13 protein-coding genes are annotated in these 14,044 nt (G+C 68.2%); 9 read left to right on the plus strand and 4 right to left on the minus strand.

Annotated features, from left to right (window positions below):
• Nucleotides 1-345 precede the first annotated feature (345 nt).
• The 4 genes from C693_RS22445 (at nucleotide 346) to C693_RS0101545 (ending at nucleotide 6,430) form a co-directional block, all read left to right on the plus strand.
• Nucleotides 346-3,309, plus strand: coding sequence for a response regulator (locus C693_RS22445; RefSeq protein ID WP_017460483.1), 2,964 nt, complete (start codon nucleotides 346-348; stop codon nucleotides 3,307-3,309).
• Nucleotides 3,306-3,695: a response regulator gene (locus C693_RS20835; RefSeq protein WP_017460484.1), complete on the plus strand. Its 390-nt coding sequence runs from the start codon at nucleotides 3,306-3,308 to the stop codon at nucleotides 3,693-3,695. Before C693_RS22445 ends, C693_RS20835 begins: the two co-directional genes overlap by 4 nt.
• Nucleotides 3,692-5,353, plus strand: a complete 1,662-nt coding sequence (locus tag C693_RS0101540) for a putative bifunctional diguanylate cyclase/phosphodiesterase (RefSeq protein WP_017460485.1) — start codon at nucleotides 3,692-3,694, stop codon at nucleotides 5,351-5,353. Before C693_RS20835 ends, C693_RS0101540 begins: the two co-directional genes overlap by 4 nt.
• Before the next feature lie 474 nt (nucleotides 5,354-5,827).
• Nucleotides 5,828-6,430 (plus strand): OmpH family outer membrane protein, encoded by a 603-nt coding sequence (locus tag C693_RS0101545; protein ID WP_017460486.1) that lies wholly within the window; start codon nucleotides 5,828-5,830, stop codon nucleotides 6,428-6,430.
• A gap of 66 nt (nucleotides 6,431-6,496) precedes the next feature.
• Here the strand turns inward: C693_RS0101545 and C693_RS0101550 are convergent, their stop codons facing one another.
• The 3 genes from C693_RS0101550 to C693_RS0101560 form a co-directional block, all read right to left on the minus strand.
• Nucleotides 6,497-7,021 carry a hypothetical protein gene (locus C693_RS0101550; RefSeq protein ID WP_198506816.1) on the minus strand — a complete coding sequence of 175 codons (525 nt, stop codon included), beginning with the start codon at nucleotides 7,019-7,021 and terminating at the stop codon, nucleotides 6,497-6,499.
• A gap of 179 nt (nucleotides 7,022-7,200) precedes the next feature.
• A complete protein-coding gene (locus tag C693_RS0101555; RefSeq protein ID WP_017460488.1) occupies nucleotides 7,201-8,730 on the minus strand; it encodes a tryptophan halogenase family protein in 1,530 nt (509 codons plus the stop codon).
• Between the two features lie 68 nt (nucleotides 8,731-8,798).
• Nucleotides 8,799-9,317: a DUF4405 domain-containing protein gene (locus C693_RS0101560; RefSeq protein WP_241762610.1), complete on the minus strand. Its 519-nt coding sequence runs from the start codon at nucleotides 9,315-9,317 to the stop codon at nucleotides 8,799-8,801.
• A gap of 146 nt (nucleotides 9,318-9,463) precedes the next feature.
• On the opposite strand from C693_RS0101560, the gene C693_RS0101565 reads away from it, so the two are divergent.
• The 4 genes from C693_RS0101565 to C693_RS23520 all read left to right on the plus strand — a co-directional run bounded on the left by C693_RS0101565 (nucleotide 9,464) and on the right by C693_RS23520 (nucleotide 12,423).
• Nucleotides 9,464-10,390 carry a M14 family metallopeptidase gene (locus C693_RS0101565; protein ID WP_017460490.1) on the plus strand — a complete coding sequence of 309 codons (927 nt, stop codon included), beginning with the start codon at nucleotides 9,464-9,466 and terminating at the stop codon, nucleotides 10,388-10,390.
• A gap of 176 nt (nucleotides 10,391-10,566) precedes the next feature.
• Complete coding sequence (locus tag C693_RS0101570) at nucleotides 10,567-11,103, plus strand: DUF924 family protein (protein ID WP_017460491.1); 537 nt, start codon at nucleotides 10,567-10,569, stop codon at nucleotides 11,101-11,103.
• A 236-nt stretch (nucleotides 11,104-11,339) separates the two neighbouring features.
• Entirely contained in the window at nucleotides 11,340-11,849 is a 510-nt protein-coding gene (locus C693_RS0101575; RefSeq protein ID WP_017460492.1) for a GNAT family N-acetyltransferase, read from the plus strand.
• Between the two features lie 109 nt (nucleotides 11,850-11,958).
• Nucleotides 11,959-12,423 carry a hypothetical protein gene (locus tag C693_RS23520; RefSeq protein ID WP_157798534.1) on the plus strand — a complete coding sequence of 155 codons (465 nt, stop codon included), beginning with the start codon at nucleotides 11,959-11,961 and terminating at the stop codon, nucleotides 12,421-12,423.
• A gap of 52 nt (nucleotides 12,424-12,475) precedes the next feature.
• On the opposite strand, the gene C693_RS20840 is transcribed toward C693_RS23520, so the two are convergent.
• Nucleotides 12,476-13,129 carry a GGDEF domain-containing protein gene (locus C693_RS20840; RefSeq protein WP_017460494.1) on the minus strand — a complete coding sequence of 218 codons (654 nt, stop codon included), beginning with the start codon at nucleotides 13,127-13,129 and terminating at the stop codon, nucleotides 12,476-12,478.
• Between the two features lie 697 nt (nucleotides 13,130-13,826).
• Here C693_RS20840 and C693_RS0101590 point away from each other — a divergent pair.
• Nucleotides 13,827-14,006 carry a hypothetical protein gene (locus C693_RS0101590; protein ID WP_017460495.1) on the plus strand — a complete coding sequence of 60 codons (180 nt, stop codon included), beginning with the start codon at nucleotides 13,827-13,829 and terminating at the stop codon, nucleotides 14,004-14,006.
• Nucleotides 14,007-14,044: the final 38 nt, after the last annotated feature.

The raw sequence follows: 14,044 nt of genomic DNA on the forward strand, positions 1-14,044 counted from the left end.
CACGCGCCGATGCCGGCCCCCGAGGCTAACCCGTGGCACCGCCGGCCAACTGAACCGATCCGCACCAGGAGGCACGGAGCGGCCAAGTCGTGACGTGTGGCACGCACCGTGCAGGCCCACGCCTGGGAGGCACGGCGATCGAGTTGCTGCGGCGCAGCGGCCGGAGAGAGCCGTGCGGGAAGCTCCCCTCGTGCATCGCAGCGGTCCGCCTTGCCGCCGGCTCGCGTCCGGGCCTGGGTCGATCGGGCCCGCGGGGCCGGGCTGAATGCGCGCCTGGCTTGGTGCCATACTGGTCCAATCAGCACCCACGAAAAGGTGGGCGCCACGCGGATGCGGGGGGCATGGATGAAGCTGAGTACGTCGGCAAGACGAGGTGGTTCGTTCCTGGCGACGCTGCTGGTGCTCGTGGCGATCTCGCTGGCGATCAACCTGGTGATCGCGGGCTCCGAACAGCGGGCGATGCGACGGCAGGCGCAGGCCGACAACGGCAATATCGTCGCCCTCATCGCGCGTACCCTCGACGACGATTTTTCCCGCGTCCGCGGCGACGCGACCGCCCTGGCGCAGACCGTGGTCGCCGAGCGGGCGCTGCAGGACGCCGGTCCGGCGATGCGCCCGCGGGCCGAGCGCCTGCTGCGTGCCTTCGTCGATGCGCGAAACGATTACGCCCAGATGCGCCTCATCGGCGCCGATGGCCGTGAAGTGATCCGCGTGGACAGCCATGACGGGCGGGTCGAGGTCGCCCCTCTGGGGCGTCTGCAGGACAAGAGCCAGCGCCCCTACGTACAGGCCGTGGCGAAGCTGCAGGCCGGACAGGTCTATGTCTCCAGGCTCGACCTCAACGTCGAGCATGGGCGTGTCGTCGAGCCGCAGGAACCGACCCTGCGCATCGGGACGCCGGTGTTCTCCGACGACGGGCAGCGCCTGGGCATGGTGGTGATCAACGTCGACGGCAGTCGCCTGTTGCGACGCTTCGTTGCCGACGCGCGGCAGGCGCACGGCAGCGTCTGGCTGGCCGATGCCGACGGCAACTGGCTGCACGGCCCCGATCCCGCCCGCGACTGGCGGTTCGCCATACCGGGCGCCCGGCGCGCCGGGCTGGATACGGATCTGCCCGGGGTCTGGGCGGTGGTCAAGGCGCAGCGCGAGGGCCAGCGGCGTGGCGCGTTCGGCCTGCTGACTTTCGACCAGCTCGCTGCCGCCCGCGACGATCGGGTCCAGCAGGATTCGGCGGTCGGCCTGCGCATCGTCGCGCTGGCGCCTGATCCGACGCTTGCTTCGATCCTCTGCGATCGCGCGCATCTGGTCGGCTACGCATTGACGTTGCCGGTGCTGCTTCTGCTCGCGGTCTGGCTGTCGCATCTGCGTGTGCGCCTGAGCGGCGTGGAGGCCGAGGTGGCGGCCAACAGTCGCCTGCTGAAAGACATCTTCGACCATTCGCGACTGTCGATGAAGGTGAAGGACCTGCAAGGCCGGATCGTGCGGGCCAACGGCGCGGCCGGCGAACTGCTCGGCCGGCCGCCGGACCAGCTGATCGGACAGACCGTCGATACCGTCGCCACCGAGGCCACCTCGGCGCTGATCGGCCAGCACGATCGCGAGGTGGTCGACAGCGGCGAGGTGACCACCTACGAGGAGCCGGTCGAGTACCTCGGCGGAAGCTTCACGCTGCTGACCACCCGCTTCCCGGTGACCGACGAACGTGGTCGTGTCGTGGGGGTGGGCGCGATGTCGCTGGACATCACCTCGCGCATCCGCATGGAGCAATGGTTGCGCATGGCCAAGGACCAGGCCGAAGCGGCCAACACCGCCAAGGCTGCCTTCCTGGCCAACATGAGCCACGAGTTGCGCACGCCCCTGAACAGCATCATCGGGATCGGCGAGCTGCTGCTCGAGCAGGCCGAAGAGGAGGGCGATGACCCGTTGACGGTCGAGTCGCTGCACCGGGTGGTCGGTGCCGGGCGCCACCTGCTCACGCTGATCAACGACATCCTGGACATCTCGCGTATCGACGCCGGGCGGGTCGAGCTGGTGCGGGAGCCGGTCCTGGTGAGCTCGCTGGCCGAGAGCGTGCTGAGCACCCTTCAGCCGCTGGCGGTGGCCAACGGCAACAAGCTCTCGATGACGGTAGCGAAGGACCCGGGTGTCGTCGCGATCGATGCGGTGCGCATGCGGCAGGTGCTGATCAATCTGCTCGGCAATGCAATCAAGTTCACGCAGCATGGCGAGATCCGTCTGCGGCTCGAGCGCGATGTCGATACCCTGCGCATCGCCGTGACCGATACCGGCATCGGCATGACCCCGGAGCAGATGGAGCGCATCTTCGCGCCCTTCGAGCAGGCCGACGGGTCGATCACGCGTCGCTTCGGCGGCTCCGGGCTGGGGTTGGCGATCAGCCGGCAACTGGTTCAGCTGATGGGAGGCTGGATCGCCGTGGAGAGCGAGCCGGGACGCGGCAGCACCTTCACGGTATCGATCCCGGTCGGTGCGTTCGAGGCGCCCTCGCGCGATCCGGGGACGAATGCCCCGGACGAGCCGGCGCGGGATTCGGTGGTGCTGGTGGCCGATGACGACCATGACGCCCGCCGTTTGCTCGCCGGCGCACTGGAGCGTCACGGCCTGCGGGTGGTCACGGCCTGCTCGGGTGTCGATGCGCTGCAGCGTGTGCGTGACGAACAGCCTGCGGTGATGCTGCTGGACATTCTGCTCGGCGACATGAGCGGCTGGGACGTGCTGGCCGCGCTGCGCGCCGATCCGCTGTATGCCGATCTGCCGGTGATCCTCTGCACGGTGACCGACCCCGACCACCGCACCGCCGCGCTCGGCGTGGTGGAGCACATGACCAAGCCGGTCGATCGCGACCAGCTGGTGCGGCTGGTCCGGCGCTTCGTCCTGCCCGGGCCGCAGTCGAGTGTGCTGGTGGTCGACGATGACGACCATTACCGCGAGCAGCTGGCGATGGTTCTGCGCCGCTCCGGCTGCCGCGTGCGCATGGCGGGTGACGGGCCGCTGGCGCTGGCGTCCATGGAGCAGGATCCGCCCGACCTGGTGCTGCTGGATCTGGTGATGCCGGGCATGGACGGGCTGGAGGTGATCGCCGCGATGCAGGAGCGTCCGGGGCTCGCCTGCGTCCAGGTGGTGCTGGTGACGGCGGCCGACGTGCCGGCGCACCTGCTTCAGAAGCTCAACGAGCGCGCGGTCACGCTGGTCAGCAAGGGTGAGGTCAGTCTCGACTGCATCGCTCGTCGGGCGCGCGAACTGCTGGACCGCGTGGAGAACCCGTCGGGGGGCATGGAGACGCAGGAATGAAAACCGTGCTGTATGTCGAGGACGATGAAAACAACGCGTTCATGCTTACCCATCGACTGCGCCGGCACGGGATCCGCGTGCAGCACGTGGGGGATGGCGAGAAGGCACTGGTCGCGGCCGCCTGGAATCCCCCGGCTGCAGTGCTGCTGGACGTCAACCTGCCGGGTATCGATGGGCTGGCGGTGCTTCGCCGCTTGCGCACCGATGCGGCCACGCGGACCTTGCCGGTGATCGTGGTGTCCGCCTCGGTGCGCGAGCAGGACCGCGCCAGGGCGCTGGGGGCGGGTGCCGACGCCTTCGTCTCCAAGCCGATCGACTTCCCGCGTCTGCTCGACGTGTTGTCGCAGTGGTTTTCGGTGGAATCCGCACCGGGAGGGCAGGCATGAACGCCGACGCGCGCGTGCTGGTGGTCGACGACAACGAGAACAATCGCTTCATGCTGGTGCGGTATCTGCACCGGCTGGGCTTCCGCCAGATTGCCGAGGCGGACGATGGCACCTCCGCGCTGGAGCGGATCCGCGAGTCGCGCCCGGATCTGGTGCTGCTGGACGTGATCATGCCGGACATGGACGGCGTCCAGATGCTGGAGGTGCTCCGGCGCGAGGGGCACATGGGCGACATGCCGGTGATCGTGGTGTCCGCGCACGACACGAGCGAGATCGTCGTGCGCTGCATCGAACTGGGCGCCGAGGATTACCTGACCAAGCCGATCCAGACCCCGATGCTGCGGGCGCGGGTGACGGCGATCCTGGAAAAGCGGCGCCTGCGCGAGATCGAGCTGGAGTTTCTCACCCACTTCGATCCGGACACCCGTCTTCCCAATCGGCATGCGCTGATCGAGCGCATCGAGCGGATGCTCGCCAGCGGTCGCCGCTTCGCCCTCGTCGCGATCAGCTGCCGCAACCACGGGAGCATCGCACTCAGTTCCGGGGAGGACGACGCCAGTGCCAGGCTGCGCGTGCTCAACGATCGCATCCAGGCGAGCGCTTTGCCCACCGATATCGTCGCCCGTGTTGGCGACGGCACGGTGGCCTGGCTGCTGCCGGACGTGTTCCCCGACCACGTGCTGTTGCGCGCGGTGGAGGAGGTGCTGACGAGCGATCCGCGCGGTTCCGGCGATATCGCCAGCGACTGCACGGCGGCCATCGCGGTCGGCCCGTCGCCGGATGCCGGCGAGGGTGCCAGCGAGCTGCTCCGGCTGGCGATGAGCGAGGCAATGCGTGTCTCGCCGGAGTCCAGCGAGCGGGTGCTGATCGCCGACCCGGCATTGCGCAACGAGGCGCGCGAGGCGCTGGCGGTGCTGCGTGACGTGGAACGGGCGCTGGCCAACGGCGAGCTGTTGCTGTACTTCCAGCCCATCTTCGACCGTGACGCGCAGCGTCTGGTCGGGGCCGAGGCGTTGTTGCGCTGGATGCATCCCGTGCGGGGGCTGCTGCCGCCGGGGGCCTTCCTCGGCGCGGTGGAGGCCTCGCCGCTGATGGAGGCCATCGACCTCTGGGTGGTGGCAACCGCCAGTGAGGTTCTCGCGTCCTGGGCGGAATGCCTGCCCGAGGACTTCCGGCTGCACGTGAATCTCACCGCGCACGGGATCATGTCGGGCCGCCTGGCCGGTCACGTCGAGCAGGTCGTGCCGATGCCGTTGCGTCGCAACCTGACCCTTGAGCTTACCGAGCGCGTGCACGTGGTCGACATGCCCGCCTGCGTGGGAGCGCTGCAGCAGATCCGCGCGCTGGGCATCCAGGTGGCGCTGGACGACTTCGGCACCGGGTTTTCCTCGCTCAGCCACATCAACCTGTTGCCCTGCGACCTGCTGAAGATCGATCGCAGCTTCGTCACCGGGGTGCTTGACGATCCCAAGCGCCGACGCCTGCTGAGTTCGCTGGTCGGCATGGCCCAGGCGCTGGAGCTGGGTGTGGTGGCCGAAGGGATCGAGCATGAAGACGACCTGCGCGTGCTGCAGGAGCTCGGCCCCTTGCAGCTGCAGGGTTACCTGCTGGGTCGCCCGATGCCTGCCGGCGAGCTGCTTGCGCGGATGGGCGGCTGATCCGCCACGTGCAGCTGCAGACGCTGGCAGGCGGCAGCGCCACCGGGCAAGATGGAAGACCGGGTGCGGCTGCGTTGCCGCACCCGGTCGCCCCCGGGAGCTGCCATGGAACCGCAACCCCACATTCATTGCCCGCTGTGCCGCTGGGAGCCAAGTGTCGACTCGCGGTGGATGTGTACATCCTCCGAGCCGGGGGCGGGCTGTGGCACGCGCTGGAACACGTTCTGGACCGCCGGATGTTGCCCGGGATGCGGGCATTTCTGGTCCCGCACCCAGTGTCTGGCCTGCAAGCAGGCATCGCCGCACCAGGACTGGTATCACTATCCGCCGGATGGCCCGGCCGGGCATCCGCACCGCAAGGCACTCGAAAAAACGGACTGACCGCACGCCAGCCAGGGTAGCCGCCTCATCCGCGGGAACCTACGGCCGCTGTCGACGTCCATGCATCTTTACCCCTCCAACTCCGGACTCACCATGACCCTGCACCGCACTCTGCTCCTCGCCTCGTTGTTCACCGCCGCCACGCTCACGCTGGCGCCGCTCTCTGTCGCGCACGCCGACGAAACCCTGGGTGGCAAGCCGATCCCGGGCCTGTGCATGATTTCGCGCGAGGCGGTGTTCGCCCAGTCGAAAGTCGGGCAGGCCGCCAGCGAGCGCCTCAAGCAGCTGGCCGAGCAGGCGCAGAACCAGCTCGGCAACGAGCGCGGGCCATTGCAGAGCGACATCCAGAAGTTCCAGCAGGACGCGCCGAAGCTGGCCGAGGCACAGCGCAAGCAGCAGGGCGAGGCGCTGCAGAAGCGCATGCAGGAGTTCCAGCAGAAGGCCGGCGAGCTCAACGAGCGCATCCAGCTGACCCGTTCGAAGATCATGCAGCGCATCGGCCAGCAGGCCGAGCCGATCGTGGCATCGACCTACAAGAGCCACGCCTGCGGCCTGCTGCTGAACCGCGATGCGGTGCTCGGCGGCAACGTCAGCAACGACCTGACCCCGGACGTGGTGAAGGGCCTGGACGCGAAGATCACCAGCCTGAGCTTCAGCCTCGAGCAGCTGCCGGCGCAGTCGCAGGGCGGCAAGTAAGTCAGGTGGGGAAACATGCGATGGCGGGTGCCAGTCTCCCCGCCATCGCACGACGGCGCTCCTGGATCATCCCGGGCGCTTGCACGGCGCGATGTCCAGCAGCGAGTCGATCTTCGCGCGCAGCGCCTGCGTGGACATCGGGGTCCGTATGCCCGTCCAGAGCGCGGCGGCCCGGATGATCAGGCCCTGACGCATGCCGATCGTTTCGGCCTCGTCACCCTCGAAATCCAGGCCGTCACCGGGCACCAGCGCGCGCAGAAACAGAAGGTAGTCGTGCCCGGGGAGGTAGGGCTGTTGGTCGCCGTAGGCGTATGAAAGCGTATGCCCTGGTGTCTGCACGGTTCCGCCGACCCGCCAGACCCGCACGGTGGCGCCGGGGCTGCGCCACGCCGCAGGCCTCAGCCACTCTTGCACCGCGAATGTCGTGCGGGTCAGCACCGCGCCGTTGGACGGTGTGGCGAAGCCGTGGCTATCGATGGCGCGCCCGACGAGCACCTCGGAGGCATGGCAGTAGGCATCGCGCAGGTTCGCGTTCGCTATCCCGATACGCCGGGGCAGCGGTCCGCCGGGCAGTTCGCGACTGTCGAACATGCCCTGTCCGCGACCGTCGTGTGGCATGCCGCGAAGGTTGTCGTCGGGAAGGTGCCAGCGCGCCTGCATGGCGTGTATGGCGTCTTCATTGCGGGCGTCCTGGCCGCGCACGGGACAGGTAGTGGCCGCCATCCAGACCAGTACCGCGAGGAGGAAGCGACTCCGCGGGACCCGCGGCATCATGGCTCCATTGTCGCTTCGGCCACCTGGGCGCGGCAGTGGCGGTCGATGTACTCGCGCTGCGTCGGCATCGCCGCGGCGACTTCGGCGATCACCTGCCGCAGGCTCGCCAGGCGGCTGGCGGCGTCGACCCCGGTGCGCAGGTCGGCGAGAGGGTCGTGGCGTTCCGGCCACACCTCCTGGCCGACCATCACCGCCAGCCAGTTCGGGTTCTGGAACAGCTCCAGGCTCTCGGCCACCAGCCGCCCGTGGCCGCGGAAGTGCGCCAGCTTGTAGGCGAGCGGCTCGGGGATCTCCATCGTCGCCACGTGGCGCCACATCGGCTCGTCGCGGGTGTTGGCATGGTAGTGCAGGATCAGGAAGTCCCGGATGCGCTCGTATTCGGCGCCGGTCAGGCGGTTGAATTCGGCCGTGGTCACCGCGTCGAAGTCGCGATCCGGGAACAGCGCCAGCAGGCGCGTGATGGCGGTCTGGATCAGGTGGATGCTGGTGGACTCCAGCGGTTCCAGGAAACCCGCGGAAAGGCCGATCGCCACGCAGTTGCGGTGCCAGAAGCGGCGTCGCCGCCCGGTGGTGAAGCGCAGCGGCCGCGGGGTACCCCGCGGCTTGCCGGTGAGGTTTTCCAGCAGCACGCGGGTGGCGGTGTCCTCGTCGGTGAAGGCGCTGCAGTACACGTGGCCGTTGCCGACCCGGTGCTGCAGCGGGATGCGCCACTGCCAACCCGCTTCATGGGCAGTGGAGCGCGTGTACGGCGCGAACGTGTCGTCGTGTTCGCAGGCCACCGCCACCGCGCGGTCGCATGGCAGCCAGTGGCGCCAGTCCTCGTAGCCGGTGTGCAGGGCCTCCTCGATCAGCAGGCCGCGGAAGCCGGAGCAGTCGATGAACAGGTCGCCCTCGATCGCCGCGCCGCCATCGAGCCGGACGCGTTCGATGAAGCCGTCGTCGGGACGCAGGTCGGTGCAGACGATGCGGCCCTCGGTGCGCCGCACGCCGCGTGCCTCGGCGTAGCGGCGCAGGAAGGCCGCATACAGGCCGGCGTCGAACTGGTAGGCGTAGTCCAGCGTGGAGAGCACCTGGCGGCGGTCGGTCGAGGGCAGGGTGAACTTGCCGTCGCGCGCGGCGACCCAGGCCAGCGAATGGTCCTCCAGTGCGGACGTGTCGCCGCGCGAGCGCTCGCGCAGCCAGTAGTGATGCAGCGGCACCTTGTCGAACTCGGCGCCGATCTGGCCGAACGGATGGAAATAGCGGTGCCCGGCGCGGCCCCAGCCGACGAACTCGATGCCGAGCTTGAACGTGCCCTGGGTCGCGGCGAGGAAAGCGTTCTCGTCGATGCCCAGCGTCTGGTTGAACAGCTTGATCGGCGGAATGGTCGCCTCGCCCACGCCGATGGTGCCGATCTGCTCGGACTCCACCAGCTCGATCCGGCAACTGCCCTGCAGTGCCTGGGCCAGCGCGGCGGCGGTCATCCAGCCGGCGGTGCCGCCTCCCACGATGACGATGCTGCGTATGCGGCGGTCGGTCGATTCCACAGTGCTGCGCCCCGGCTCATCGTTCGGAGCGACGATTCTAGGGCGAGCCGGGGACGGAAGGGCGGCGGCTATTTGCGTTCTGCCGCCGCCTTGCGTGCCGGCATCAGCGCGAACAACACCTCGTTGGCAGTCACGGCCGAAGCGCTGGCGATATCGCTGGGCGTGTCGCGGGTCGAGGTCGCCTTGTAGCCGCGTGCCTGCAGCTGCCGGAGCAGGTCGGGTGCCGGCACGCGGACGATCGGTGCGAGGTCGTCCAGCGAGGCGCGGGTCATCAGGGCGACCGTCTGGAACGCCGGATTGCCGGCGCGCCCCTTGCCCGCGGACAGCGCGAAAGGCACGGCCACGACCAGCGAGAGCACCAGTGGAACCAGCAGTGTCCGGCGCCTGGCATAGGCCAGCAGCGGCTTCCAGTTCTTGATCATGTGCAGGGCGAACGGCGCCAGCAGCAGCATGCTCAGCCATTCGTGCATGCTGTGGAAAGTGGCCGAGGACCAGTGGAAGAACAGTGCCACGCCGGAGACCGCGGATACGAAGAAGAGCCCGACCGTGAGCGGCGTGCCGTAGCGGTGCATGAAGTTCCTGAACACGGGATTCCTTGGATGGGGCGCGGGGACATGTTTTGCAAATGATATCTATTCGCATTTGAGTGCTCAAGCGGGTGATGCGTCCGCCCGGCGCGGCAGCGGTCGGGTGATAGAGTGGCCGCCCTTTTCCGACGGCATCGAACGCAGGAGTGCAGAACGTGACGACGCATCAGGTCCCCTATCCGATCGGCACGCCCGGAACCCCCTGGGGGCCGGCGGAAGTAGCCGCCTGGCGTGCCGGACAGCAGCGCCGCCGCAGCTACGCGGAGGACGTACTCCGGGTGATCGATCGCTTGCGCGAGCGTTTCGACGTGAGTGAATACGGACGGCTCGACTACGCCGCGGACAGCTATACGCTGTTCGCGGTGCGCAGCCCGGACTGGCGCGACAACCTGCCGACCGTCCTGGTTACCGGCGGCGTGCACGGCTACGAGACCAGCGGTGTGCATGGTGCGCTGCAGTTTCTCGAGCGCGAGGCGGCCCGCTACGCCGGACGGGCGAACCTGCTGGTCGCGCCGTGCGTCAGTCCCTGGGCGTACGAGCGGATCCATCGCTGGAACCCGGACGCGATCGACCCGAACCGCTCGTTCAGGGCCGACAGTCCGGCCGGCGAGTCGGCCGCACTGTGGCGCCTGCTGGCGCCTTACAGCGAAAGCGCGCTGCTGCACATCGACCTGCACGAGACCACCGACAGCGACGAGTCCGAGTTCCGGCCCGCGTTGGCGGCGCGCGATGGCGTGGACTTGGAGCCGGGCGAGATTCCCGACGGTTTCTACCTGGTGGGCGATACCGAGAACCCGCAGCCGGCCTTCCAGCAGGCGATCATCGCGGCGGTCGAGAAGGTCACCCACATCGCGCCGGCCGACGAGCGCGGAGAGATCATCGGATCGCCGGTCGTGGCTCCTGGTGTCATCAACTACGCACTGAAGCAGCTCGGACTCTGCGCGGGCATCACCGATGCCCGTTACACCACCACTACCGAGGTGTACCCGGACAGTCCGCGTGCTACACCGCAGCAGTGCAACGATGCCCAGGTCGCCGCGGTGTGTGCGGCGATCGATTTCGCGCTGGGCTGAGCGCAGGGGGCTATCGACAAGGGGAGGGACGGCCTCCGGGGTGTCGTGCCGCGGGCTTGCCCGGCGAAGCGCGGTCATCCGGTCGTTCCCGCTCCCGGTGTCGCCGGTGCGTCGAGTCCTCCGCCGGAAAGCCATGGCACCATCCCCGGCATGGGCATTTCGAGGGAGCGCAGGGCATGGTGGAGCAGGTACTGGCGTTCTGGTTCGCCGAGGCGGGTGAGCCTGCCTGGTGGACCGCCGCCGCGGATTTCGACGATCAGGTGCGCCGTCGTTTCGCCCGGGTGCTGCAGCAGGCCGCGCGTGGCGAGCTATGGAGCTGGCGGGACCGGCCGCGCGGACGCCTGGCGGAGATCCTGGTGCTGGACCAGTTTTCGCGGAATATCCACCGCGGCACGCCTGCAGCATTCGCGCAGGACACCGTGGCCCTGGTGCTGGCCCAGGAGGCGGTCGCCAACGACACCCTGGCCGCCCTGTCTCCGGACGAACGCTGCTTTGTGCTGATGCCGTTCATGCACAGCGAGTCGGTGGCGATCCATATCGAAGCCGAGCGGCTGTTCCGCGAGCACGCGCCGCCGCGCAACCTGGAGTTCGAGCTGCGGCACAAGGCGATCATCGACCGTTTTGGCCGTTATCCCCATCGCAACGCGATCCTCGGACGGACCTCGAGCGAGGAGGAACTGGCCTTTCTGGCCGAGCCCGGTTCGAGCTTCTGACAGGCCCGCGCGCCCGGCTATCCTGCCGGGGCGTGCGTGATTGCTTGCAGCGGGTGGGCAGCGGTCCGCGGCGGCGGCATGGCCACGTGATCTGCCGGCACGCCCGCTGCCTGCGTTGCCCTGCGTTTCCGTCGATGGGCCGGCGACCCGCCCGGCCGTGGGCCGGTCTCTCGCCGAGCTGGCGAACAGGCCAGCGCAATGGGCACAATCGCCTGCCCGACCCCGTGGTGGAAGCCATGATCCTTCGCGATGGCACGGCCGATGACGCCCCTGCCGTTCTTGCCCTCAACCACGCATTCGTCTCGGTACTGAGTCCGCTGGACGACGGGCGGCTGGCGCATCTGGTCGCCCAGGCCACGCTGTACCGGGTGGCGGAGGAACAGGGGCGGGTCCTCGCCTTCCTGCTCGCGATGGGTGAGGGCGCGGACTACGACAGCCCCAACTACCGCTGGTTCGCCGCGCGCTATCCCCGTTTTCTCTACATCGACCGCATCGTGGTCGCTGCCGAAGCGCAGAGCCTGGGCCTGGGCGCAGCGCTCTACCGGGATGCTTTCGATCATGCGGCATCACTCGAGGTGGCCCGGGTCACCTGCGAGTTCGACCTCGCGCCACCCAATCCAGCCTCTTCACGTTTCCATGCCCGCCTGGGCTTCCGCGAGGTCGGTCGGCAGGTCCTGGACGCGGGCAAGGAGGTATCCCTGCAGGCCGTCCTTCTGGCGGATGCCGTGCGCCCCGCATCGGATTGACCCGGCCAGATGCCCTCCGGACGTCGGGAGGGAGTGATCGCCGTATCGTGCTAACTTGCGATCCGGTTGCCGATGCTTGCGGCACCATTCGCACCGGGGAGGAAAACGCATGAATTACTGGAAACCGTTGGTGGCAGTGGTTTTGCTGGGGGCTTGCGGAGTCGTCGTGGGCCAGGAAGCGAGTAATCAGGGAATGGCCGCCCAGAGGGCGCTGGAGGATGCGAATCGACGTGCGACGGTATCGCGCGAGGAGTCTTTCCGGTTTGGAAATGACCAGGCGTGGAAGTCCGGAATGATCTCCCTCACCACTGCACGCAAGAGCCTCGCCAAGGAATGGGAGAAGCTCGGCCTTTCGCCCGAGATGGCCACCACCGTCGCCAACACCTACCGTGCGGACAGCTCGACGCTGTTGAGCCATCCGCCGCTGGAAGGGCGTAGCGACAAGGAGGTTTCGGGGATGATCCAGCAGGCGCTGGTATCCAAGAACTACCGCATGGCCAATCAACTGTTGATCGACTTCGAACGGAAAAAGCTGCACGCCGAGCCCGTGTCGAGCAAGCCGCCGGCACACTGATTCGGCTCGGGACCGGGATCGTTGACCCGTCCCGGTCCGGTCCGAACGCAGATCAGCCGGTGTGCGAGCCGGCAACGATCCGGTTGCGGCCACGCTGCTTGGCCAGGTAGAGCGAGCGGTCCACCTCGGCGATGAAGCTCAGTGGCGGCTCGTTGTCGTCCGGGATGCGGGGGCCCACGCCCATGCTCACGGTAGGCACCCCGGCCACCGGTGAGGCGCTGTGGGCAATCGCCTCGGCGGCGATGGCATCACCGCAGGATTCGGCGACCCGCAGCGCCGAATCCGCATCCGTATCCGGCAGCACCAGCACGAATTCCTCGCCGCCGAAACGCCCGAGGAAATCGCGCGGGCGGCCGGTGGCGGTATCCAGCAGTCGGCCGACGCGACGCAGGCAATTCTCGCCGGCGACATGGCCATAGCGGTCGTTGTACCGCTTGAAGTGGTCGATATCGATCATCGCCACCGGCAGCGGATGCCGGCTCTCGCGCGCCTGTTGCCACTCGCGTTCGAGCGCGTTCTCGAATTGACGACGATTGCCCACGCCCGTCAGGCCGTCCTCGAACGACAGCCTTTCGAGTTCGCGTTGCAACTCGAGCAGCTTCTGCCCGGTCTTCTTGCGCCCGCTGATGTCGAACAAGAATCCGACCGGCGCTTCGACTTCACCCTGCCCGTCGCGGACCACGTGCACGACGTCCCGGATCCACACGTAGCGACCGTCCCTGGTAAGCGCACGGTAATCCGCCTCGTGATCGCCCCTCGCCCCTCGCCCTGGACTGCGCCACGCTGAAGTCCACCGCCCATGCCCGTTCGTCCGGGTGCATGCGCATGGCCCAGTCCTCCACGGTCTTCCAGCCGGAGGGTTCCCATCCGAGCGGTTCTTCGATCTGCGGGCCGATATAGCCGAACGTCGCCGTCGCCCAGTCGATCTTCCAGGGCATGGCGCGGGTCGACTCCAGCAGGGTCTCGCAGACGGCCGGGTCGGGGCTGTCGTGCGGTTGGCTTCAGTCGGACATGAGAGGGCGCGCCTCGAATGGAGGTCAGGTCACAAGCAAAACCTGGACCATGAGCGGCCCGCGCGGTTCCGAAAATCGGGAGGTTCTGTCGGCGAGGCCGCTGCGGCGCGAGTCGTCACGCCCGGGACGATCGGCGGGGAGCGCAGGGTGTCGGCTTGCGCCTACACGGCATCATCCTTTTGGCCTATTGGCCGAGGCTTTCCGCAGTAGCATGCTCCGTGGATAGCACCTACCTGGACCAGGACGGCCGGGCGGCCAGCACAGCGGATGATGCGGAAGCCCTGGGCAGGATGTAAGCGCGATTCTTCGTGGTGGGGCAACCACCCCCGTTGCCCTTCTCTTGACGCCCGGCCCCGGGCGTCCTTTCTATTCTGTGCGGAGCGGACGGCCATGCTGGAAGTGCGCGACAGCAAGAACGGTTTCATCGTCTACGACAGCGATGCGGACGAAGAGGTCATGGTCTTCACCACGCAGCGCGACGCGGACTCGTTCGTCGCCGAGCTGGTGATCGCCGAAGAGCACGCCAAGCTGCAGCGCTGGTCGTTGGATCGGGTGCCTGCCACCTGGTAAGGGCTGCTCCAGGAGCCGTCCTGCGACGGCTCCCGCCC

This window comes from Dyella ginsengisoli LA-4 (assembly GCF_000334915.1).
Classification (GTDB): Bacteria; Pseudomonadota; Gammaproteobacteria; order Xanthomonadales; family Rhodanobacteraceae; genus Dyella_A; species Dyella_A ginsengisoli_A.